The sequence below is a fragment of the Streptomyces sp. NBC_00704 genome, assembly GCF_036226605.1.
Classification (GTDB): domain Bacteria; phylum Actinomycetota; class Actinomycetes; order Streptomycetales; family Streptomycetaceae; genus Streptomyces.
Window position 1 is genome coordinate 1,233,675 of sequence record NZ_CP109000.1, and the last position, 22,259, is coordinate 1,255,933.

Annotated in this window: 16 protein-coding genes and 1 riboswitch; of the genes, 6 read left to right on the forward strand and 10 right to left on the reverse strand. The window is 73.1% G+C overall.

The genetic code is table 11. From position 1 onward, the window contains the following. Window positions 1–48 precede the first annotated feature (48 nt). Complete coding sequence (locus tag OG802_RS05465) at window positions 49–2,796, reverse strand: LuxR C-terminal-related transcriptional regulator (protein ID WP_329407717.1); 2,748 nt, start codon at window positions 2,794–2,796, stop codon at window positions 49–51. Between the two features lie 450 nt (window positions 2,797–3,246). On the opposite strand from OG802_RS05465, the gene OG802_RS05470 reads away from it, so the two are divergent. Continuing rightward, the gene (locus tag OG802_RS05470) at window positions 3,247–4,065 is read left to right on the forward strand and encodes a PhzF family phenazine biosynthesis protein (RefSeq protein WP_329407719.1); all 819 of its coding nucleotides are present in this window, start codon (window positions 3,247–3,249) and stop codon (window positions 4,063–4,065) included. Window positions 4,066–4,117: 52 nt separating this feature from the next. Here the strand turns inward: OG802_RS05470 and OG802_RS05475 are convergent, their stop codons facing one another. Beyond that, a complete protein-coding gene (locus OG802_RS05475; RefSeq protein WP_329416945.1) occupies window positions 4,118–4,864 on the reverse strand; it encodes a CPBP family intramembrane glutamic endopeptidase in 747 nt (248 codons plus the stop codon). Window positions 4,865–5,633: 769 nt separating this feature from the next. Then, complete coding sequence (locus OG802_RS05480; RefSeq protein WP_329407721.1) at window positions 5,634–7,151, reverse strand: glutamate--cysteine ligase; 1,518 nt, start codon at window positions 7,149–7,151, stop codon at window positions 5,634–5,636. Window positions 7,152–7,717: 566 nt separating this feature from the next. On the opposite strand from OG802_RS05480, the gene OG802_RS05485 reads away from it, so the two are divergent. The 3 genes from OG802_RS05485 (at window position 7,718) to OG802_RS05495 (ending at window position 10,337) form a co-directional block, all read left to right on the forward strand. After that, complete coding sequence (locus OG802_RS05485; RefSeq protein ID WP_329407723.1) at window positions 7,718–8,308, forward strand: hypothetical protein; 591 nt, start codon at window positions 7,718–7,720, stop codon at window positions 8,306–8,308. Between the two features lie 382 nt (window positions 8,309–8,690). Then, window positions 8,691–8,879: a DUF5999 family protein gene (locus tag OG802_RS05490; RefSeq protein ID WP_329407725.1), complete on the forward strand. Its 189-nt coding sequence runs from the start codon at window positions 8,691–8,693 to the stop codon at window positions 8,877–8,879. Window positions 8,880–9,296: 417 nt separating this feature from the next. Beyond that, window positions 9,297–10,337, forward strand: a complete 1,041-nt coding sequence (locus tag OG802_RS05495; protein WP_329407727.1) for a LacI family DNA-binding transcriptional regulator — start codon at window positions 9,297–9,299, stop codon at window positions 10,335–10,337. On the opposite strand, the gene OG802_RS05500 is transcribed toward OG802_RS05495, so the two are convergent. The 4 genes from OG802_RS05500 to OG802_RS05515 all read right to left on the reverse strand — a co-directional run bounded on the left by OG802_RS05500 (window position 10,330) and on the right by OG802_RS05515 (window position 14,668). Continuing rightward, entirely contained in the window at window positions 10,330–11,415 is a 1,086-nt protein-coding gene (locus tag OG802_RS05500; protein ID WP_443055184.1) for an endo-1,4-beta-xylanase, read from the reverse strand. The genes OG802_RS05495 and OG802_RS05500 overlap by 8 nt on opposite strands. A gap of 53 nt (window positions 11,416–11,468) precedes the next feature. Beyond that, complete coding sequence (locus OG802_RS05505) at window positions 11,469–12,233, reverse strand: carbohydrate ABC transporter permease (RefSeq protein WP_329416947.1); 765 nt, start codon at window positions 12,231–12,233, stop codon at window positions 11,469–11,471. A 134-nt stretch (window positions 12,234–12,367) separates the two neighbouring features. After that, window positions 12,368–13,366: a carbohydrate ABC transporter permease gene (locus OG802_RS05510; protein ID WP_329407729.1), complete on the reverse strand. Its 999-nt coding sequence runs from the start codon at window positions 13,364–13,366 to the stop codon at window positions 12,368–12,370. Between the two features lie 6 nt (window positions 13,367–13,372). Further along, window positions 13,373–14,668: an extracellular solute-binding protein gene (locus tag OG802_RS05515; protein ID WP_329407731.1), complete on the reverse strand. Its 1,296-nt coding sequence runs from the start codon at window positions 14,666–14,668 to the stop codon at window positions 13,373–13,375. Window positions 14,669–15,206: 538 nt separating this feature from the next. On the opposite strand from OG802_RS05515, the gene OG802_RS05520 reads away from it, so the two are divergent. After that, window positions 15,207–15,626 carry a TOBE domain-containing protein gene (locus OG802_RS05520; RefSeq protein ID WP_329407733.1) on the forward strand — a complete coding sequence of 140 codons (420 nt, stop codon included), beginning with the start codon at window positions 15,207–15,209 and terminating at the stop codon, window positions 15,624–15,626. An 893-nt stretch (window positions 15,627–16,519) separates the two neighbouring features. Here OG802_RS05520 and gcvP read toward each other — a convergent pair. Further along, window positions 16,520–19,405, reverse strand: coding sequence for an aminomethyl-transferring glycine dehydrogenase (gene gcvP, locus OG802_RS05525; protein WP_329407735.1), 2,886 nt, complete (start codon window positions 19,403–19,405; stop codon window positions 16,520–16,522). A 184-nt stretch (window positions 19,406–19,589) separates the two neighbouring features. Continuing rightward, window positions 19,590–19,685, reverse strand: a riboswitch (glycine riboswitch). 112 nt (window positions 19,686–19,797) lie between these two features. On the opposite strand from gcvP, the gene OG802_RS05530 reads away from it, so the two are divergent. Further along, on the forward strand, window positions 19,798–20,169 hold the full coding sequence (locus OG802_RS05530; RefSeq protein WP_329407737.1) for a PRC-barrel domain-containing protein: 372 nt from the start codon (window positions 19,798–19,800) through the stop codon (window positions 20,167–20,169). Window positions 20,170–20,173: 4 nt separating this feature from the next. Here the strand turns inward: OG802_RS05530 and OG802_RS05535 are convergent, their stop codons facing one another. Further along, window positions 20,174–20,638 (reverse strand): nucleotidyltransferase domain-containing protein, encoded by a 465-nt coding sequence (locus tag OG802_RS05535; RefSeq protein WP_329407739.1) that lies wholly within the window; start codon window positions 20,636–20,638, stop codon window positions 20,174–20,176. A gap of 102 nt (window positions 20,639–20,740) precedes the next feature. Continuing rightward, entirely contained in the window at window positions 20,741–22,177 is a 1,437-nt protein-coding gene (locus OG802_RS05540; protein WP_329407741.1) for a DNA polymerase IV, read from the reverse strand. Window positions 22,178–22,259: the final 82 nt, after the last annotated feature.

The window sequence follows — 22,259 nt, forward strand, 5'->3', positions numbered from 1 at the left end:
GGCTCCCTCTGCGGTTCGGACGGTCCGGGCCGGTCTCCTCGCCGCCGTTCACAGCAGTCCCTGTTCGCGGGCGCGGCGGACCGCCTCGTTGCGGCGGCCTGCCGAGAGCTTGCGGTAGGCGCTCTTGAGGTGGGTCTTGACGGTGTTCACGGAGAGGTACAGATCGGCGGCGATCTCCTGCGTCGACATGGTCAGGGCCAGCCTGCGCAGCACGTCGAGCTCCCGCCCGGTCAGCTCCTCGACGAGCGGGGGCGGGGGGCCGTCGGACGGCCTGACGCCGCGCCCGTGCGCGTCGGCCGTCCCGCCGCGCGAGGTGGACGTGCCGAGAAACGGACGGATCCACGGTCCGGCCTCGGTGAAAGGGCGCCGCAGACCGTCGTGCCGGGCCTCGCGCAGCGCCAGGGCGACGAGTCGGCTCGCCGCGGCCCGGTCGCCCGCCGCGTCGGCGGCCTGGGCCCGCACGAGAAGGGCCCGGACGGTCACGGCGGGCCCACCGCGGTCGCCGGGGCTCATCCGGTCGAGCAGGTCGATCGCGGCCGGCGGCCGGCCGGCGGCGAGTTCGGCGCGGGCGGCGGCCACCGTGCAGGCGGGGGTCGCTCCGTGCAGCGCCCGCAGCACCTTGACGGCCGTCTCGGGCCGGCCGTCGGCGAGATGCGCGGCGGAGACGACGAGCGCCGTCTGGCCTTCCGCCCAGGGTGAGGCGACAGCGGCGGGCACGGTGCGCTCGGCTGTCGCGAGCGCGGCCCCGATGTCCCCGCGGGCCAGCTGGAGACGGGCGGTGGCGATGGCCCGGCCCGCCTCCATGACGGGGTCCAGCAGCGCGGGGTGCGGCTGCGCCGCCTCCGCGAGGAAGGCCTGCGCCCGGTCCAGGTCGTCACGCTCGACGGCGACGGCGGCCAGCACCAGCCGTCCCATGCCGGAACCGGACGCCTGGGGCAGGCCGTAGCGCTCCGTCTCGGTCAGCGCGGCGCGCGCCGTGCGCTCCGCCCCGGCGAGCCTGCCGTCCAGGTAGTCGATCAGCGCCAGCCGGCCGAGCGAGTCCTCGCGGGCGAGCGCCGTGGAGGCCCCGGGGACGGTCCCCGCCGCTCCCGTCAGGGCGGCGTGCGCGTCCTCGAACCGTCCGGCCCACAGGCGCGCGGAGCCCAGGTGGGCGAGCAGGAGGGCGAGGAGTTCGGGGTGGCGGTCGAGCAGGTGGGCCGGGACTTCGCCGCGCAGCGTCTCGGCTGCCGTCGCGGCCAGCTCCGCGCGGGCGGGCGCGCCGGTCAGCCGGGCCGCCAGCGCTTCCAGCAGCGCCCAGGTCAGCCGGGCCTGCGCCTGTGCGGGCTCGCCGCCGGGCGGGCCCCACCCGGTGACCGGGCCGGGCGCGCCCGCGAGCCGCTCTCCGAGCCCGGCGGCCGCGCCCGCCGTCGTCGCCGTCCCGGCGGACACGGCCGACAGGCCCTGTTCCGCGCGGCGCAGATGACCCAGACCGCGGTCGACCTCGTGCCGCCCCAGTTCGCGGGCCGCCCGCACCAGTTCGGCGGCGGGGCCCGCGGCCTCCGGCCCCATCCGGGAGAAGAGTTCGCCCAGCTCGTCCGTGCGCAGGCCGGCGAAGAGCCAGCCGATGGCGAGGTCGTCGACCAGCGCGTCCGCGGTGAACTGCCAGTCGCCCGCGGCGGCGCCGTGCCCCAGCGTCTCCGTGAGCGAGCCCGAGTCCCGCAGCCAGCGTGCGGCCCGCCGGTGGAGTTCGGTCTCCAGCCCCGGCGCACGCACCCGCAGATGCGCCCGGAGGATCTCGCCGAACAGCGGATGCAGGCGGTACCAGTCCTGTTCCAGGTGTTCGACGAAGGCGTTCGCGCGGCACAGACCGGCCAGGATGGGCTCGGCGTCGGTCCGGCCGGTGAGCGCGTTGACCAGGTCCGGGCGGAACCGGTCGAGGACGCTGACCCGCAGCAGCAGGTCCTGGGTGGGGGCGGGCTGCCGTCTGAGCACCTCCGCCAGCAGGAAGTCGGCGACCGAGGTGCGGTCGGCCTCGAACTCCTTGAGGTAGGTCTGCGGATCGGGGCTCTCGCGTGCGGCGAGGGCGCACAGCCGCAGGCCCGCTGCCCAGCCACGGGTGCGTTCCACGAGCCCCCGGGTGGCGGGTTCCGGGAGGCGCAGTCCGTGCAGTTCCAGCAGTGCGGCGGCCTCCTCGCAGGTGAAGGCGAGTTCCGCGCCCCGGATCTCCGTCAGGGCCCCGGCCGCCCGGTAGCGGTGCAGCGGCAGCAGCGGCTCGGTGCGGGTGACGAGCACGAGACGCAGCCCGTCGCCGGCGTGGTGCAGCACGAACTCCAGTTGTTCGGCGATCTCCGGGTCCGTCACCCGGTCGTACTCGTCGAGGACGACGACGACCGGCCGGTCCAGGGCGCTCAGCTCGGCGGCCAGCCGTGCGAGCAGCGTCGGGGGCGCCCGGCCCGCGTCGGCCGGGCAGCCGATCCCGGCGGGCAGGGGCATGCCGGACGTGCGCAGGGCCTCGAGCAGGTACGCCCAGAACACGCCCGGCTTCTGTCCCGCGGCGTCGGTGGTGAGCCAGGCGACGGGCGTCTCGCGCGCGGCGGCCCAGTCGGCCGCCAGCAGCGTCTTGCCGGCCCCCGCCGGGCCGTTGACCATGGTCAGCGGTGTCCGCAGGGCCCGGTCGAGATGGCTGACCAGCCGCTCGCGCCGAAGGAACGCCACCGGCCGGGCCGGCATCACGAACCGGGTGCGCAGAAACGGATCCCCCTGGGGATCCGCGTCCGGCGCCGAGTGTGCGGCGTCGCTCTCCTCGGGCTCGCTCATGGCGCTCACCGCCCCTGTCCTGAGCTGCTGGATGGCGCTGCGCTCCTCCCCCAATATCCCAGCCTTCGCCCGACGCCGCCCTGCGAGCGGGGAGCGGTGCGAGGGGACCCCGTTGCGGGCGGGACGCGGTGCGAGGGGGCCCGCTGCGGGCGGGGAGCGGTGCGAGGGAGTCCCGATGCGGGCGGGGCGCGGTGCGGACGGGTCCCGGCGCGGACCGGGCAGGCGCGGCGCGGGACGGACGGGTGCGGGCGCGGGACGGACGGGCGCGGGCCGGACGGGCGCGGGCGCGGCGCGATGCGGGCCGGACGGGCGCGGGCCGGTACGGGTGCAACTGGGGCGCGGTGCTGGCGGGGACGGGGACGGGCGACCGGCGGAATGCCGGCGGACGGGGTCCAGGACTGGTGGATTGGCCTTGGCGCGGGGCCGCGGCGACCCCCTAGCGTCGACGGCATGCGGATTCACATCGTCGACGCCTTCACCGACCGCCCGTTCGCCGGCAACCCGGCCGGGGTCCTGCTCCTGGACGCGGACGCCTTCCCGGACGACGCCAAGCTGCAGAACGTGGCCCTGGAGGTCAACCACGCCGAGACGGCGTTCGCCCACCCGCTTCCCGGGGGCGGCGGGGCCGACTGGGCGCTGCGCTGGTTCACGCCGGTCGCCGAGGTCGCCATGTGCGGCCACGCCACGCTCGCCGCGGCCCACGTCCTGCGCACGACCGGCGCGCACGAGGGACCGGTGCGCTTCGCGACCCGCAGCGGCGTCCTGGTCGCCACGCCCGCCGAGGACGGCTCGCTCACCCTGGACTTCCCGACCGCCCCGCTGACGCCGACGGAGATCCCGGCCGGCGTTTCCGACGCCCTCGGCGCCGAGCCGCTCGCCTGCTTCGACACCGGCCCGCAGGTGGGCGACCTGCTGATCGAGGTGGCCGACGAGAAGACCGTCCACGCGCTGCGGCCCCGGCACCGGGAGCTGGCCGCCTACTCGAGCCGCGGCGTCATCGCCACCGCCCGCGCCGAGGACCCGGCCCGGGGATACGACTTCGTCTCCCGGTGCTTCTTCCCCAACGTCGGCATCGACGAGGACCCGGTGACGGGCAGCGCCCACACCGCGCTCGCCCCGTTCTGGTCCGAGCGGCTCGGCCGCCCCGACCTCACCGGACTGCAGGCGTCGCCCCGCTCCGGCCGCGTCCGCACCGCGCTGCGCGGCGACCGCACGCTGCTGACCGGCCGCGCGGTCACCGTCATCGAGGGGGAACTGCTCGCCTGGTAACGCTCCGCGGGCGCAGGGGGCGGCTCACGCAGGTCGCAGGCGCAGGGGCGGCTCACGCCGTCGGGAGCCACCCCACCTTCCCCGCGAGCAGCGCGTACCCCACGAAGGCACCGATGTCGAGCAGGGAGTGCGCCACCACGAGCGGACCGACCCGTCCCCACCGCCGGTAGAGGAGGACGAAGACGACGCCCATCACCATGTTGCCGATGAAGCCGCCGATGCCCTGGTAGAGGTGGTACGAGCCGCGCAGCACCGCGCTGGCCACGAGCGCGGTGCCCGGCGTCCAGCCCAGCCCGCCGAGTCGGCGCAGCAGATACCCGACCACGATGACCTCTTCGAGGATCGCGTTCTGCAGCGCGGACATGATCAGCACCGGGTACTTCCACCAGACGTCCGGAAGGGCCTCCGGCACCACCGTGAGGTTGAAGCCGAGGCCGCGCGCGGCCAGGTAGAAGGCGATGCCGGTGCTGCCGATCACCGCCGCGATCACCGCCCCGCGGCCGAGGTCCGGCCGGGGCCGGGTGCGGTCGAAGCCGAGCGTGCGCAGCCCGCGTCCGCCGGGCTCGCGCAGCAGGAGGTGCGCGACGAGGGCGACGGGGACGAGCGCCGAGGCGATCCCGAAGAGCTGCCAGGCGAGATCCAGCCAGGGCCGGCCCGGCGCGGCGGAGGCGTTGAGCGTCGCCGCCTGATCCTTCAGGCCCCCCGGCTTGGTGACGGATCCGACGAAGCTGATCAGCGCGGACACACCGCTCGCGCCGAGCGAGAGCCCCAGGACGAGGAGCGTCTCGTCCCGGAGCATCCGTCGCGAGAGCGCGTCCCGCGGAAGGGAATCCGTCAACGTACCGCCTCCACCTGCACACTCGCCCCCCTCCCCGCGCCTGCCGTACGGCGGGAACCGCCGTGGTGGCCGACAGGGTGGGCGGCACCGTCCTGGGACGTCACAGCTTGCCCGATGAGCCCCGGACGATCGGCAGCGCCCCCGCCACCCCACCCACTCGCGCCCCCTCTCCCCCACCCGCCACACCGCGCCACTCCCGTGACGGCCCTCCGACGGGTGACGGGCGCGTCGCCCCCGACGGGCGCCCGGAGTCGGAACGGCAGGGGCCACCCGCCTCCCCCGCCGTTCCCTCGGTTCGCCGCTCCGCGGCGCTTCCGCCGTCGTTCCGCCGCCGCTCCGCCCCGGCCCGGCGCGGGTGCCCGAACTCCGCTGCCCGAAGGCGCCGCCCGATCCGCTGTCCCCGCCAGGACCTGACCAGGCCGGGCCGGGCCGGGCCAGGCCAGGCCAGGCCAGGTCGAGTCGGGTCGGGTCGGGTCGGGTCGGGCCAGGCCAGGCCAGGTCGGGTCGGGCCAGGCCAGGCCAGGTCGGGTCGGGTCGGGTCGGGCCAGGTCGGGTCGGGCCGGGCCGGGTCGGGTCGGGCCCCGCGGACGCAGCGGGATGTCAGCCGCGTCCGGGCACGAGCGGCCGCCCGTGGACGTCGCGCGGCGCAGGAAGCGTCAGCCGCGCCCGGCTGCCGACGGCCGTCCCTGGACGTGGCACGTCGTCGCGGCTGTGCGACGGCTCCCCCGGCTCACCCCAGGGCGGCGGGTTCCGGCGTGCCCACGGGCCAGGTGTGGACGGGCTCCCCGAGGTGCATCAGCTCCGCGTAGCGCCGGGTGGTCGCGGCCAGCGCCGCCTCGCGGGACAGGCCGGTCTCCAGCGCCCGGTGGAACGTGGCCACCTGCCAGGTCGCGCCGTTGACGCGCCGCCGGCAGCGCTCGTCGATGACCCCCAGGTACAGGTCGCGGTCGGCGGGCTCCACGCCCCACGCGTCCAGCCCCGCCTCAGCCAGCGGCAGCAGCTCGTCCCGGACGAGGCTCACCGCGTCCACCTCGACCAGGCCGCCGAGCCGGCCACGCCGGGGCCATTGCAGGCGCGCGTCGATCCCGTCGCGGCAGGCCGCCTCGAAGTTGGCGGCGGCCGTCTCGAACGGCAGCCGGGACCACACCGGCCGGGACTCCTCCGCGAGCGACCGCACGAGGCCGTAGTAGAAGGCCGCGTTGGCGATCACGTCCGTCACGGTCGGCCCGGCGGGCAGGACCCGGTTCTCCACCCGCAGGTGCGGAACGCCGTCGGCGATGCCGTAGACGGGCCGGTTCCAGCGGTACACCGTGCCGTTGTGCAGCACGAGTTCGGCGAGCGAGGGCACCCCGCCGGCGTCCAGGACCTCCAGCGGGTCCTCGTCGTCGCAGATCGGCAGCAGCGGCGGGAAGTAGCGCAGGTTCTCCTCGAACAGCTCGTGGGCCGAGCTGATCCACCGCTCCCCGAACCACGTCCGCGGCCGCACGCCCTGCGCCTGGAGTTCCGGCGGCCGGGTGTCGGTGGCCTGCTGGAACAGCGGGGGACGCGACTCCCGCCACAGCTCGTGACCGAACAGGAAGGGAGAGTTGGCGCCGACGGCGATCTGCGGCGCGGTCACCGCCTGCGCCGCGTTCCACACCGCGGGGAAGCGGGCGGGCGTGACCTGGAGGTGGAGCTGCACGGAGGTGCAGGCCGCCTCGGGCACGATCGACTTCGAGGTGCACGACAGCCGCTCGACCCCGTCGATCTCCAGGGCGAAGTCCTCGCCGCGCGCGGCGACGATCTGGTCGTTGAGGAGGGTGTAACGGTCGACGTCGGAAAGGTTGGTCGACACCAGGTCGTCCCGGTCGAGCGTCGGCAGAATACCGATCATCACGATTCCGGCGTCGACCTCGCCCGCCTTTCGGTGGGCATATGCCAGCGACGTGCTGATTTCCTCCGCGAGCCTGTCGAATACCCGGCCGCCCAATCGGTGTGGGGCTATGTTGACTTCCAGGTTGAACATGGCGAGTTCTGTTTGGAAATCCCGGCTCGCGATCCTCTCCAGTACCTCGCCGTTCAACATTTTCGGCTGACCGTCCGCGCCCGCCAGATTCAGTTCGATCTCAAGTCCCATGAGGTTCTTGGGGCGGTCGAAGCGCTTCTGGGCCAGCAGTCGCTCGAGCCCCGTCAGACACCGTCGGAGCTTGTCCCGGTAGTGCTGACGATCGGACAGGTCGAATGCGCCTGCCACGACCTTCTCGCCCATCGAAGCGTCCCTCCTCGTGCGGCGGCCGGCCGTCTGCGTCCGCCGGGTGTCCCTGACAGGAAGGATGATGCCCAGCCCGGCGCATCGATAACGTCCCCGGCCGCCCCCGGCACCCGCTACGCTGACCGAAATCCGTCCGCCGCGTTCCCATGGCACATTCCCCGGGCATGCGGCAGGAGGCGCTTTCACTCATCAAGGTCTCGTGAAAAACGCCGACGAGAATGGGCCGACCGCTACGCGCGCATAATGCGAGGTCACCACGGTATGGCCCCCGGTGAACCGGGACGATTTCCGCGTATCGGCGACCGGATGAACCCTTGCCGGATATCCGCGGATCGACTAGACGAAACACCGTCTGAACACATGTCGTATAAACTCCGCGGACAAGGCAGAGAAGGTTGGCGCCCACGGTCGAAGGAGCCTGTCGTCGAGGTGACGGCAGGCCGCTCGCGCACCCGAGCCCCCAGGCCGGGCCCCCGCCTCTCCGACCCCCCGAGAGCTAGCTGACAGCGCCGTCCGCCCCCGCCCTCGCGCCACCGTGCCTGTCGAATGAGAGGCGACCCACCATGCCTTTGCATGTCCCCCCGGCTCCCGCGCCCGCCCTGCGCTCCGTCCTCACGGCACTCGGTTCCCCCACCGCGGTCCGTGAGATTCGCACGCCCGCCCTGCGCACCGCCCGGCAGGAGGCCGTCCCGGACCATCCGCTGCCCCTGCACGTACTGGACGCGATCGGCGCGCAGGGCGTGGCCGAGACCCGGCTGGCCGGCTGGCGCTTCCTGATCCGCTGCGACGAGCGCGCCGTGGCCGCGGCCGAGACCCGGCTCACCCCGGACGGCTGGACGTTCTCGCACTTCTTCGAGGGCCCCTACATCGCCTCCACCGAACGCGCCCTGCGCCAGGCCGAGTCGGCGGCCCAGCCGTACCAGGCCCGGCTGCTCTCGGTGCCCGGGCTCTACATGCTGACCCTCTGGCTGCACGGCGACTGCGCCTCCGACGGCACCACGGGGCGCCCCGACCCGACCGATCTGCTGATCCCGCTCGCCCCGGCGCCCCCCGGCATCGCCGCCCACCGCCCGCACCGCGTCGCCGAACTCCTCCCGGTGCTCACGCTTCGCGTGGCCCCGGCGCCTCCGCCGCTCCTCGGCTCCCCCGCCTGACCCATCCCGGCCCGGCCCGCACCGCCCGCGCCCGACACCCCGAGTCCCGTACCCCGCCGCCGCGGCCCCGGCGACGGGGTACGGCCGTGCCGGACGCGGCGGGCCGAGCGGGCCGGGCCGGTGGGACTAGCCCTATCCGGCCACCGGAAACCACCCGAAGTGACAGTGCGGTGGGGATGAACCGCCCGCGTGGGTGACGCGTCATGAACCTGTGAGAAGCGGTGCCGCGAAATCCCTGCGGAAAGACCTCCGTGGGGCAACACTGGGTTCCGACGACTTATCACAACGGGGGGCGGCCATGAACGACGCTTCAAGCCGCGTGACAGACACCACCGACACGACATCCACCTCACTCATCACGCAAGAGCGGAAGTTCCCATCCATGTGCCAGCACCAGCCACCGTGCCCGTCAGCGACCTCGGCCGACAGGGAGTCCGCCCGTCTCGTGGCGCACCACCCGGAACAGGGCTGGAGTCTGCTGTGCAACGGCGTCCTGCTCTTCGAGGACACCGGTGAGCTCCTGCCGGACGGCAGGGTCATCGCCCCCCACCGGGTCGTGACCGCCGCCTGAAGCCCGGCGGACGGCGCGGCACCGCCGTCCGCAGCCCTGTGGGGCCGGCCGCGGATCCCTCCGCGCACCGGCCCCGACGCGTGTCCGCGGCCCTTCACTCCCCGTAGTCCCCCGGCTCCGCGGCGACTGCGCCCACCGCTCCGCTCCTCAGGCGCCACCCCCGAAGGCTCCCCCGTCGTCGCCCCGAGCCGCCCCTCGCAGCCCTGGCCCAGGCAGACCGGCCCCGATCGCCGTGCCCTCGGGTCGTCCCTCCGTCGTCGTCCCGTCGCCTTACCGTCGTCGCGTCGTCGTCGCGTCGCCGTCGCTCTTCGGCCTCCCGAGCGCCGCCCCGGACGTCTTCCCACGGCGGCACGTCTTCCGGAAGACTCCTGGAAGTTTCGGCGCGGCGGCCGGAGCGCGGTGACGGAGGTGGGGGAAGTGACGACACAGGACAGGGCACCCGCGTCCGGAGGCAGGGTCACGATCACGGAGATAGCCCGCCGGGCCGGAGTCTCCGTGCCGACCGTGTCCCGCGTGGTCAACGGCCGCTCCGACGTCTCCCCGCAGACCCGCGCCCGGGTCGAGGACCTGCTGCGCCTGCACGGCTACCGCAAGCGCCCCGCCGCCTCCCCGGCCCGCGCCACGCTGATCGACCTCGTGTTCAACGACCTCGACAGCCCCTGGGCGGTGGAGATCATCCGGGGCGTCGAGGAGGCCGCCCACGCGGCCGGCGCCGGCACGGTTGTCTCGGCGATCCACGGCCGCTCGGGCGACGCCCGCGAGTGGATGCGCAATCTGCGCTCCCGCGCCTCCGACGGCGTCGTCCTCGTCACCTCGGCGCTGGAACCCACCCTGCACGAGCAGTTGCGCATCCTCGGCGTCCCGCTGGTGGTCGTCGACCCGATGGGGTCTCCCGCCGACGACACCCCGACCGTCGGCGCGGCCAACTGGTCCGGCGGCCTCGCGGCCACCGAACACCTGCTGTCGCTGGGCCATCGCCGGATCGGCCTGATCGCCGGCCCGCCCAGACTGCTGTGCTCCCGGGCGCGTTTCGACGGGTACCGCGCCGCCCTGGAGGCGGCCGGCCTCGCCGTCGACGAACGCCTCGTCGTCCCCGGCGACTTCCGCCCCGAGTCGGGATTCACCGGCTGCGCCGCCCTGCTGGACCTGCCCGAACCGCCCACCGCCGTGTTCGCGGCGAGCGACCAGATGGCCCTCGGCGCGATCGAGGCGCTGCGCCGGCGCGGCCTGCGCGCCCCGGAGGACATGAGCGTGGTCGGCTTCGACGACCTGCCCGAAGTGCGCTGGTCGGCCCCGCCGTTGACGACGGTCCGCCAGCCCCTCGCCGACATGGGCAAGCTCGCCGCCCGCACGGTCCTCGGCCTGGCCCGCGGCGAGCGCCCCGACTCGCCGCGGGTGGAACTGGGCACGGAGCTGGTGGTGCGGTCGAGCACCGCGTCGCCGCGCGCGGCTAGTTGAGCGCCTCCCGGATCGCCCCGTAGGCCGGCTTGGGCGCCAGCTGCTCGTCCCAGGGCAGTGCGGCCCCCTCCTCGGGGAACACGGCGGGTATCCAGGAGTACTTGTCGGTGAAGTCCCAGATGGTGACGCCGACGCAGCGCCGCACCGTGAGACACGCCTTCGTCAGATCCCGGTACCAGTCGGCCTGCTGGGCCAGTTTCTCCTCGGTCGCGGGCATCAGCATGCGCACGTCGACCTCGGTGAGCGCGGTGTCCAGGCCGAGCCGGGCGAACCGCCGCAGGTTGTCCGGGAGCGTCGTCGGATAGCCGTACTGCAGGGCGAGATGGGCCTGAAGGCCGATGCCGTCCAGCGGGACGTGCCGGGCCTTCAGCTCCTTCGCCAGGGCGTAGTAGGCGTCGCTCTTGGGGCCGACGGCCTCGATGTTGTAATCGTTGAGGTAGAGCTTCGCCCGGGGATCGGCCTCGTGGGCCCAGCGCAGGGCGTCGGCGATGTAGCCGGGGCCGAGCGTCTTGTAGAACACCGTCTCCCGGTAGGTGCCGTCCTCGTTGAACGCCTCGTTGACGACGTCCCAGGAGTAGACCTTCTCCCGGTAGTGGCGCACCTCGGTCTGGATGTGCTTCTTCAGGACGGCGCGCAGCTCGTCCGGCGTCCACTGCCTGCCGGTGACCCAGTCGGGCAGCTGGCTGTGCCAGACGAGGGTGTGGGCACGGACCTTCTGGCGGTGCCCCCGCGCGAGGGCGACGATCTCGTCGCCCGCCGTCCAGTCGTAGACGCCCTGCTGAGGCTCGGTGGCGTACCACTTCATGCCGTTGCCGGGGGTGATCATGTCGAACTCGCGGCCGAGGATCTTCGTGTAGGCGGCGTCGGTCAGTTCGGGGTTGTCCGTGGCGCTGCCGAAGTAGCGTCCGTGGCGCTGGGCGAGTTCGGCGAGGGTGGGCTGCGGTTTCCCGTGGCCCGGCCGCTCGTGCGCCTGGGCGGCCGGCCCGGCGACGGCCCCGGCGGCGACGAGCACGGCGGCGAGGGCTCCGGCGAGCCCGAGCCGGGTACGGACTGCTGTTCCGGGCATGGTTCTGGGCATGGTGCGACTCCTCACGTCGGGTGGGTGTGAGCCGTACGGTCCGCGGGCGCGCGTCATCCCTTGGTGGCGCCGGCGGCGAGACCGCCGACGAGCTGGCGCTCGGCGACGGAGTAGAAGGCCAGGGCGGGAACCATGGCGAGGACGAGGTAGGCGAACACGCGGGCGTACTCGGCGGAGTACTGGCCCTGGAACTGCTGCACGCCGATCGGCACGGTCCACCAGGTGGGCTCGTTGAAGACCAGCAGCGGCAGGAGGAAGTTGTTCCAGCTGCCGACGACGGCGAGGACGGACACCGTGCCGAGGGCCGGCCTGGCCATGGGCAGCAGGATCCGCCAGAAGAAGCCGAGCGGCCCGCAGCCGTCCAGGGTGGCCGCCTCCTCCAGCTCGGCGGGGATCTCCCGGAAGAAGCCGCGCAGGATGACGATGGTCACCGGCAGTCCGAACGCCGCCTGCGGCAGGATCACGCCGAGCGGATTGTCCAGCAGCCCGAAGGAGCGCAGCAGCAGGAACAGGGGCAGCGCCGCCACCGCGAAGGGGAACATCAGCCCCATCGTGAACAGGGTGAACAGCACCTCCCGCCCGCGGAAGGCGAACCGGGCGAAGGAGAACGCGGCGAGCGCGGACACGGCGACGACGACGACGGTCGTCCCCACCGCGATGAGGGTGCTGCTGCCGACCAGCCGCCAGAACGAGCCGGAGCCGAGGATGTCGGTGTAGTTGGAGGGGACCCACGGGTCGGGCAGCCCGATGGGGTTGCGGGAGAGCTGGTCGGTGGACTTGAAGCCGGACAGCACCGCGTAGACGAGCGGTACGGCCATCACCGCGCCGGCGATCCCGAGCACCAGGTGCAGCGGCAGGGACCGGACGCCCCGGCCGCCCGCGGGCGCCGCCCGGTCGCCGCGGCGGGATCCCCGGTCGGTCCCGCGGGCCGCGGGACCGGTCTTGACGACGCTCACGAGCCGCCTCCTCGCATGGTCGTGGTGGCGCCCTGGAGGTCGCGGCGGAGCACGAACCGCTGGTAGGCGAGGGCGAAGACGAGGCAGATGCCGAACATGGCCACGCTGATGGCGCTGGCGTAGCCGACCTGGTAGCGCTTGAAGCCGTACTGGAACATGGTCACGGCCAGGGTCTCCGAGTGGTGGTCGGGCCCGCCCGCGGTGATGACCCACACCAGGTCGAAGAGCTGGATCGCGCCGATGACGGACAGGAACACGCTGATGCGCAGGGTCGGCGCCAGCAGCGGCAGGGTGACGTTGCGGAAGCGCTGCCAGGGGCCCGCTCCGTCGATCAGGGCCGCCTCGGTCAACTCGGCCGGGATGGACTGGAGTCCGGCCAGGTAGAGCATCATGTGGAAGCCGAAGTACTTCCACGTCATGACCAGGAAGAGGGTCGCCATGACGGTGGAGGGGTCGGCGAACCACTGCCCGCCCGCCCCGTCCAGGCCGACGGCCCCCAGCACGTGGTCGGCGAGACCGTCGTCCGGGGCGAAGATCATGCTGAACAGCACGCCGGTGATCGCCTCGGAGAGGATGTACGGCGCGAAGAACAGCATCCGGTACACGGCCCGGCCGCGGATGCGCTGGTTGAGCGCGACGGCCAGGGCGAGCGCGAACGGCAGTTGCAGCACCAGCGAGAGGCCCACGAGCAGCAGGCAGCGCCACAGGTCGCCCAGGAACACCGGGTCCTGGAAGAGGCGGGTGAAGTTGTCGCCGCCGACGAAGTCCTCGGGCATGCCGAAGCCGCCCCAGCGGAAGAACGCGGCGTACAGCGCGAACAGCATCGGCAGCAGCACGAGCGTGCCGAACAGCGCCAGCGCCGGCACCTGGAAGGCGACGGCGGTGAGCCAGTGCAGCGCCCGCCGCCGCGCCCGTCCCCGGCCCGCGCCGGCGACGGGAGGGGCGGGCGTGATGTCCGGACCGCTGCGCTTGTCCGGGAGGAAGGTGGAGGTCATCGCCGGCTACTGCTCTTCCTTCGCGACCTTGGTGATCGACTGGGCGACCTGCTGGGGCGACTTCGAGCCGGATATCAGAGCGGCGACGCTGTCGTTGACCTCCTGGCCGAGGGCGGGCGCGTACGCCTGGTCCAGATAGAGCTGGAATCCGGTGGCGCCCTTCAACTGCGCCTGGACGGCCTTGATGTTGGGGTCGGTGAGGGCGCTCTCCGCGGCCGGGACGATGGGCAGCACGCCGGTCTTCTTGACCAGGGTGGTGTCCGTGGCGGCGGAGGCGAAGAACTTCAGGAATTCGACGGCCGCCTGCGGGGCGCCCTTGCGCAGCGCGTGCCCGCCGCCTCCGCCGAACACCTCGGTGATGACGCCCTTGCCGCCGTCGACCGCCGGGAAGGGGAAGAACCCGAGGTTCGCGCCGAGCCCCTTGCCCGCGTCGGCCTCCACGACCGGCGCCCACTGACCCATGAGCTCCATCGCCGCCTTGCCGTTGCCGACCGCCGCGGCCTGACCGGTGGGGCTGGAGTAGGCGGCGCCGAGGTAGCCCTTCTGGAACGGCTGCAGGTCCACGAGGTCCTGCAGATGCTGTCCGGCCTGCACGAACCCGTCGCCCGTGAAGTCCTTGTCCTCGCCCGCCTTGCGCAGGGCGTCGACGCCCGCGGTGCGCATCGCGAGGTAGGCCCAGTAGTACATGCCCGGCCACTTCTCCTTGCCGGCCAGGGCGATCGGGGTGATGCCGGCGGCCTTCAGCTTGCGCACGGCGTCGAGGAAGCCGCTCCACGTGGTGGGCGGCGCAGCGACGCCGGCCTTCTTGAAGAGCGCCTTGTTGTACCAGAATCCGATCATGCCGATGTCGAACGGGACGCCGTAGGCCTTGTCGTCGATCAGGTACGGCTCCCGGGCGACCGACAGCAGGCTGTCGCCCCAGCCCTTCGTCCGGTCGGTGAGGTCCTCGACGAGCCCGGCGTCGACCTGCTGCCGCAGGACGCCACCGCCCCAGGTGTGGAAGATGTCGGGAAGCTTCCCGGAGGCGGTCAACGCCGTCATCTTCGACTTGTAGGCGTCGTTCTCCAGCTGGACGATCTTCACCTTGATCTTGGGGTTCTGCGCTTCGAACTGCTTGGCCAGCGCTGCCCAGACGTCCTTCGTCGGCTGAGTGGTGGAGATGTTCCACCACTCGATGGTGGTCGTTCCGCCCGACGACCCTCCGTCCGAGTCGCCGCCGCAGGCGCTCAGTGCCGTCATGCTGACACCGGCCGCGGCGGAGGCCGCCAGAAAGCCGCGGCGGGAGAGTGCCGGGTCGCCCATCATGCGCTCCTTGATAGATCGAAAGTTTCGAACGAGATCCAGAAAGCTTCGCTGCTGCCGCACCCTAGAGACACCCTCCAACGCGAGGCAACCCCTTGAACGCAGCCAATATGGAGCCCAGTTCGGAAACCGGCGTGAGCAGCGGCCCTTGATCACATCGAAACATTCGGATCAATGGGCGAACATTACGGAACCGAAGAGCACCGGGATCGACACCGGTCGGTCCCCCTCCCGCCGCCCGACGTGACGCTGAGTGTTCCGGCCGCCGACTCAGACCGGCCCATGAGCAGCACAGACACCACACGGGACTCCCTCGCCCCGGCACGCACGCCCCAGAACGTCACCCTCCGCTCACACCGGCGCCCACCGCCCACGCGATGGCCGAAACCATCCACGGAACCGCATGCCCGGACAGGAAGGTTCCCGACCGGGACCGGCGGCCGCACCCCGCCCGGCCACCGCCCGCACCCTGGGAGTGACTACGGCACACAAACCCGCATACCAGACATAAGGCACCAAGGGCTCTACGGTGGCGCTCATGACCATGAGCATCCGCAACCAGCTCCCCGGCACCGTGACCGCCGTCCAGACAGGCGAGGTCATGGCCACCGTCAGGATCCGCCTCGACGGAGGGCAGGACCTCACGGCGGCCATCACCCTGGAGGCCGCGCACCAGCTCGGTCTCGCCCCGGGCACCGCCGTGCACGCCCTGGTGAAGTCGACCGAGGTGGCCCTGGCCGCCGGGCAGGTCGCCGGCCTGTCCATCCGCAACCGGCTCCCCGGCACGATCACCGGACTCACCGTGGGCGAGGTCATGGCCTCGGTGAAGATCACGCTGGAGGGCGCCCTGCTCACGGCGGTGATCACCAAGGAGGCGGCGACCGACCTGGGGCTCTTCGTGGGTTCCGACGTCGTGGCGCTGATCAAGGCGACCGAAGTGGCCGTGGCGACGGCGTAGAACGCACCACGACCCGCCCGGCGAACAGAGCCGCCCGCACACACATCGGCCCCCGCGCGATCCGGTGGGGGCACAGACGGTCTCGTCCCACCCCGGCCGACAGGACCCCGCGAGCGGCGGGCAGGGACCAGCGGCCCCCGCACAGGCGCACCGACCTCGACGGGCGACGCACGGGCCCACCGACCCCGGCGGGCGACGCACGGCCGACAGGACCCGACGGGCGACGGACGGGCGACCGGCCCCGACGGGCGGCGCACGGCCAACAGGACCCGGCGGGCGACGCCGGACGGTCTCTTCCCACCCCGGCGACAGGACCACGCCAGCGGCCGGCAGGGACCAGCGGCCCGCGCACAGGCGCACCGACCTCGACGGGCGAGGGACGGGCCGACCGACCCCGACAGGACCCGGCAGGCGACGCACGGCCGACAGGACCCGGCAGGCGACGCACGGGCGACCGGCCCCGACGGGCGGCGCACGGCCAACAGGACCCGGCAGGCGACGCACGGGCGACCGGCCCCGACGGGCGGCGCACGGCCAACAGGACCCGGCGGGCGACGCCGGACGGTCTTCCCACCCCGGCCGACAGGACCACGCCAGCGGCCGGCAGGGACCAGCGGCCCGCGCACAGGCGCACCGACCTCGACGGGCGACGCACGGGCCGACCGACCCCGGCAGGCGACGCACGGCCGACAGGACCCGACGGGCGACGGACAGGGGACGGCCGACGGCGGGCAGGGGGCGCCGGGCAGCAACGACCGGGCAGACGTGGTCTGGGTGGCTCACAAGGCGCGCGCCGCGCGGTCACTCGCGCGCCGACGGGGCCACCGGGCCCGCGAACGGCCGCAGGGCCCCCTCCGTCGTGGAGGGGGCCCTGCGGTCGGCGTCACGCTCGATCAGTCCTCGTACGCGTCCAGCGGCGGGCACGAGCAGACCAGGTTCCGGTCGCCGAAGGCCTGGTCGATCCGGCGCACCGGCGGCCAGTACTTGTCGGCGGCCGACACCCCGGCCGGGAAGACGGCCTCCTCACGCGAGTACGCGTGCTTCCACTCCCCGCCCAGGGCGGCGGCGGTGTGCGGGGCGTGGTGCAGCGGGTTGTCCTCGGCCGGCCATGCACCCGAGCCGACCTTCTCGATCTCCGCGCGGATCGCGATCATCGCGTCGCAGAACCGGTCCAGCTCGACGAGGTCCTCGGACTCGGTCGGCTCGATCATCAGCGTCCCCGCCACCGGGAACGACATCGTCGGCGCGTGGAAGCCGTAGTCGATCAGCCGCTTGGCGACGTCGTCGACGCTCACACCGGTCGCCTTGGTCAGCGGCCGCAGGTCGATGATGCACTCGTGCGCCACCAGCCCGCCCGGCCCGTTGTAGAGCACGGGGTAGTGCGGCTCCAGCCGCTTGGCGACGTAGTTCGCGCTGAGCACCGCCACCTGGGTGGCCCGCTTGAGGCCCTCGCCGCCCATGAGCCGCACATAGGCCCAGGAGATCGGCAGGATCCCCGCGGAACCCCAGGGAGCCGCGGAGATCGGTCCCACGCCGGTCTCCGGGCCCGCGGCGGGCTGCAGCGGGTGGTTGGGCAGATAGGGCGCGAGGTGCGACCGTACGGCGACCGGGCCGACTCCCGGACCGCCGCCGCCGTGCGGGATGCAGAACGTCTTGTGCAGGTTCAGGTGGGAGACGTCACCGCCGAAGTGCCCCGGCTTGGCCAGCCCGACCAGCGCGTTGAGGTTCGCGCCGTCGACGTAGACCTGCCCGCCGGCCTCGTGCACCTGAGCGCAGATGTCGGCGACGTGCTCCTCGAACACCCCGTGCGTCGACGGGTAGGTGATCATCAGCACCGCGAGCTCGTCCCGGTGCTTCTCGATCTTCACACGGAGGTCCTCGACGTCGATCTCGCCGTCCTCGGCGGTCCTCACGACGACGACCTTCATGCCCGCCATCACCGCGCTGGCCGCGTTGGTCCCGTGCGCGGAGGACGGGATCAGGCACACGGTCCGCTGCTCGTCGCCGTTGCCCCGGTGGTAGCCGCGCACGGCGAGCAGCCCGGCCAGCTCGCCCTGCGACCCGGCGTTCGGCTGCAACGACACCTTGTCGTACCCGGTGACCTCGGCGAGCCGCTCCTCCAGCTCACGGATGAGCGTCAGGTAGCCCTCGGCCTGCTCGGCCGGTGCGAAGGGGTGCATCTGCCCGAACTCGGGCCAGGTGACCGGCTCCATCTCGGTGGTCGCGTTGAGCTTCATGGTGCACGAGCCCAGGGGAATCATGCCGCGGTCGAGCGCGTAGTCCCGGTCGGCGAGGCGGCGCAGGTAGCGCAGCATCGCCGTCTCGGAGCGGTACCGGTGGAAGACGGGGTGCGTCAGGACCGCGTCGGAGCGCAGCAGACCGGCGGGCAGCGCGTCCTCGGTGACCGCGTCGAGCGCCTCGACGTCGCCCGTCACGCCGAACGCGGCCCACACCGCGGCCAGCTGCGCCCGCCCGGTCGTCTCGTCACAGGCGACCGACACGTGGTCGGCGTCGACGAGGTGCAGGTTCACCCCGTGCTCGCGCGCCCCGGCGACGACCTGCGCGGCCTTCCCCGGCGCCCGCACGGTCAGCGTGTCGAAGTAAGAGCCGTGCAGGACGTCGATCCCGCCGGCCCGGAGCCCGGCGGCGAGCACGGCCGCGTACCGGTGGGTGCGCCGGGCGATGCCCCGCAGCCCGTCGGGCCCGTGGTAGACGGCGTACATCCCCGCCATCACCGCGAGCAGCACCTGCGCCGTGCAGATGTTGCTGGTGGCCTTCTCCCGCCGGATGTGCTGCTCACGCGTCTGCAACGCGAGCCGGTAGGCCTTGTTGCCGTCCACGTCGACGGACACGCCCACGAGCCGCCCGGGCAGGCTGCGCGCGAACTTCTCGTGGACGGCCATGTAGCCGGCGTGCGGTCCGCCGAAGCCCATCGGCACCCCGAACCGCTGGGTGGTGCCGACGGCGATGTCGGCCCCCAGCTCCCCCGGCGACTTCAGCAGGGTCAGCGCGAGGAGGTCCGCGGCGACCGTGACGAGCGCGCCCAGACCGTGCGCCTGCTCGACCAGCGCCCCGAGATCACGGACGGCGCCGGAGGCTCCCGGGTACTGCACCAGCACGCCGTTGATCTCGCGCTCGGCGATCTCCGCCGGGATCCCGTCGCTCAGATCGGCGACGACGACCTCGACGCCGGCCGGCTCGGCACGCGTCTCGATCACGGCGATGGTCTGCGGCAGCGCGTCCGCGTCGACGAGGAAGAGGCCCTTCTTGTTCTTCCCCATCCGCCGCGAGAGCGCCATCGCCTCGGCGGCGGCCGTGCCCTCGTCCAACAGCGACGCACCGGACGTCGGCAGTCCGGTCAGGTCGGCGACCATGGTCTGGAAGTTCAGCAGCGCCTCCAGCCGGCCCTGCGAGATCTCCGGCTGGTACGGCGTGTACGCCGTGTACCAGGCGGGGTTCTCCATGACGTTGCGCAGGACGACCGGCGGCGTGAACGTGCCGTAGTAGCCGAGCCCGATCATCGGGGCGAGGACCTGGTTGCGATCCGCCAGGGAGCGCAGCTCGGCCAGCACCTCGGCCTCGGTGCGCGCGCCGGGCAGGTCCAGCGCATCGGCGTTCTTGATCACGTCCGGGACCGCGGCGGCCGTGAGCTCGTCGAGCGAGCCGTAGCCCACGTGAGCGAGCATCTTGGCCTGCGCCTCGTGATCGGGTCCTACATGGCGCTGCTCGAACGGGATTCCCTGCTCGAGTTCGGAGAGTGGAATGCGATGGGCGGTCATTACGGAGGCCTCCTGGTCTGACACGACCTTCGTGGGTCACCACGGCGCGGGTACCCGGACGGCCTCCCCCTCTGTCATCTCAACCTGAGAGCTTCACCGGCCGCCCGAGGGACGACCGGCTTTCACCGTCGGTGAGAGCGGGGTCCGTCGACGCCGTCGGACCCGCCCTGCTTTCCAGAGTGACCTCGTCCGTGCGGTACGTGAGCCTGAGAGATTCCGGGGAGGATTTGCTCCTTCGGCGCCTCCGATGTCGTTCGGAGGACTCTCCCGCACGGGGTCAGCAGCCGTTGTCAGACTACCAGCGAGGTCAACATCACCCTCTCGAGTGGCCGCCGATCCCATTGTGCACTTTTGTAGTGCTAACGGATGAGTTGCGACCCAGTGGAGGGCCCGTGCAGACCGACATCGATCCGCGCAACCTGATCGGCCGCAAGGCGTTCGACCGCAACGGCACCAAGATCGGCACCGTCGACGAGGTCTACCTGGACGACGCGACCGGCGTGCCGGAGTGGGCGGCCATACGCACGGGTCTTTTCACCCGCGACGCCTTCGTCCCCCTGGAGCCCAGCGAACTGGTCGAGGGCGCCCTGCGCATCCCGTTCGACCGGGCCCTGATCAAGGACGCCCCGGACTTCGGCGTGGGCCGCCACCTCTCCCCGGAGCAGGAACTCCAGCTCTACCACCACTACGGTCTCGACCTGGGCAGCCCTCCCCCGCTGCCCGACCACGACTTCGGGCGGCTGGCCGGCACGGACGACGGCTGAGCGCTCAGCCGCAGGCCCGTATCAGCGCCTCCAGCATCCCGGCCGGGTCGTACAGCGGCCGGGCTCCGTCCGTGACGACTCTTCGTGTGCCGGCGTCGACCGGATCGGTTCTCGCCCAGTCGGCGGGACCGACGCACAGCTCCACCTCCAGACCGGACCCGGTGCGATGCCGCCATTCGGTCAGCGGCCCCCAGGCACGGACCCGCACCACCTCGCCCAGGGACAGCTCCCGCAGCCAGGCGTCGTCGGCCGCGTACCCGTCGGGCGCCGTCGACAGCAGCAGCAGATCGACGTCGGAGTCGGCGCGCGCCGCCCCCCGCGCACACGACCCGACGAGCAGCAGACCGGCCGCGTCGCCGCGACCGGCGGCCCACCGCGCCACCCGGCCCGTCACCGAACCCATCTCGGCCGCCCGCTGCGGCGACACCCCGGCAGCCCGCTCCGCGCACCGCTCCCCGTCGACGTTCATCCGGCTCCCCCTCCCCTGTCGGCGCCGCCGCCCGGCACCGCCGTCCCTCACGAGTCCCGCCACACCACCCGGCGTCCTTCGGACGACCCACTCGCCCTCACTCTATGTAACTGACCGGTCTCGCCGAGAGTTCCCGGATCCCCATCCCGTGAGCCCGAGATCGGGACCGGTCACTCCGGCGGCCTGCGGCCCGCCGCCCACGTCGGGTCCTCGCCGTACCAGCGGCAGCGGATCCGCCGGTTCCAGCCCCGGATCGTCCGTCCGGAAGGTCCGCACCCGCCCGGGCTCCGACTCGGGCGTCTCGAAACGCACCGTCACCCGGCCGAGCCCACTGCCCTGCACCCACCCGTGCCCCAGCTCGGCATGGCGGACGTCGTGCCCGGGCCGCCACTGCCGCTCGGCCGGCGCCGCCTCCTCGACGACGGGCTCACCGGCCGGTTCCTCCTCGGGCCCGTCCGCACGCTCCTCCGCGGCCTGGGCGAACAGGTCCTCCTGGGTGAAGTCCGCGAGGCCGCTGACGCCGACCCCCAGCAGCCGCACGCCACCGGTCGTGTCCACGGCGTCCAGCAGCCGCGCCGCCGCCTCACGGACCACCGCGGGATCGTCGGTCGGCCCACGCAGCGTCTCGGACCGGGTGAGCGTGGAGAAGTCGTAGCGCCGCACCTTCAGCACGATGGTCCGCCCGGACAGACCGGCCTCGCGCAGCCTGCGCACGCACCGGTCCGCGAGCCTGTGCACCTCCAGCTCGACCCGCGTCCGGTCGTGGATGTCCACGTCGTAGGTGTCCTCCACGGACACGGACTTGGTCTCACGCTCGGCCACCACCGGCCGGTCGTCCCGCGCCAGCGCCATGGCGTACAGGGCGTGCCCGTGCGCCTTGCCCAGCAGCCTCACCAGCTCGTCCTCACCGGCCTCGGCGATCTCGTCGACCGTGGTGATGCCGGCCCGCCGGAGATGGTCCCCCGTGGCCGGGCCGACCCCCGGCAGCGTGCGCACGGACAGGGGCCCGAGCATGGCCCGCTCGGTGCCCGGCTCGATCAGCACCAGGCCGTCAGGTTTGGCCTGCTCCGAGGCGATCTTGGCGAGCATCTTGCAGGAGGCCAGCCCCACCGAACCGGTCAGACCGGTGACCGCCCGTATGTCCCCGCGCAGCCGGCTGCCGGCCAGCCGTGCGGAGTCGCCGTCCCAGGCGGCCTCACCGGCCTCCAGGTCCACGAACGCCTCGTCCAGGCTCAGCGGCTCGACCAGCGGCGACAGCGCCCGCAGCAGCCCCATCACCTGCTCGCTGATCGAACGGTAGAACGCGAAGCGCGGCACGAGATAGGCGGCGTTGGGCGCCAGGCGGCGCGCCTGCGCCGTGGGCATCGCGGAGTGCACTCCGAAGACACGCGCCTCGTAGGACGCCGTCGCCACCACCCCGCGCGGCCCCAGACCGCCCACGACCACGGCTTTCCCGCGCAGACTCGGCTTGGACGCCTGCTCCGCCTGGGCGAAGAAGGCATCCATGTCGAGATGCAGGATGGTGGGCGCGTTTCTCACATGTCCGATGCTGCACCACGCCACTGACAACGGCGTTCCACCACTGCCGCCGACGCCCCGGACCCGAACCCGCTTCAAGCCG

Bases quoted from the DNA above. Each gene is read 5' to 3' on its own strand.
- OG802_RS05465 (WP_329407717.1), bottom strand. From the start codon at position 2,796: ATGAGCGAGCCCGAGGAGAGCGACGCCGCACACTCGGCGCCGGACGCG.
- OG802_RS05470 (WP_329407719.1), top strand. From the start codon at position 3,247: ATGCGGATTCACATCGTCGACGCCTTCACCGACCGCCCGTTCGCCGGC.
- OG802_RS05475 (WP_329416945.1), bottom strand. From the start codon at position 4,864: ATGCTCCGGGACGAGACGCTCCTCGTCCTGGGGCTCTCGCTCGGCGCG.
- OG802_RS05480 (WP_329407721.1), bottom strand. From the start codon at position 7,151: ATGGGCGAGAAGGTCGTGGCAGGCGCATTCGACCTGTCCGATCGTCAG.
- OG802_RS05485 (WP_329407723.1), top strand. From the start codon at position 7,718: ATGCCTTTGCATGTCCCCCCGGCTCCCGCGCCCGCCCTGCGCTCCGTC.
- OG802_RS05490 (WP_329407725.1), top strand. From the start codon at position 8,691: ATGTGCCAGCACCAGCCACCGTGCCCGTCAGCGACCTCGGCCGACAGG.
- OG802_RS05500 (WP_443055184.1), bottom strand. From the start codon at position 11,415: ATGCCCAGAACCATGCCCGGAACAGCAGTCCGTACCCGGCTCGGGCTC.
- OG802_RS05505 (WP_329416947.1), bottom strand. From the start codon at position 12,233: ATGGCCGTACCGCTCGTCTACGCGGTGCTGTCCGGCTTCAAGTCCACC.
- OG802_RS05510 (WP_329407729.1), bottom strand. From the start codon at position 13,366: ATGACCTCCACCTTCCTCCCGGACAAGCGCAGCGGTCCGGACATCACG.
- OG802_RS05515 (WP_329407731.1), bottom strand. From the start codon at position 14,668: ATGGGCGACCCGGCACTCTCCCGCCGCGGCTTTCTGGCGGCCTCCGCC.
- OG802_RS05520 (WP_329407733.1), top strand. From the start codon at position 15,207: ATGACCATGAGCATCCGCAACCAGCTCCCCGGCACCGTGACCGCCGTC.
- gcvP (WP_329407735.1), bottom strand. From the start codon at position 19,405: ATGACCGCCCATCGCATTCCACTCTCCGAACTCGAGCAGGGAATCCCG.
- OG802_RS05535 (WP_329407739.1), bottom strand. From the start codon at position 20,638: ATGAACGTCGACGGGGAGCGGTGCGCGGAGCGGGCTGCCGGGGTGTCG.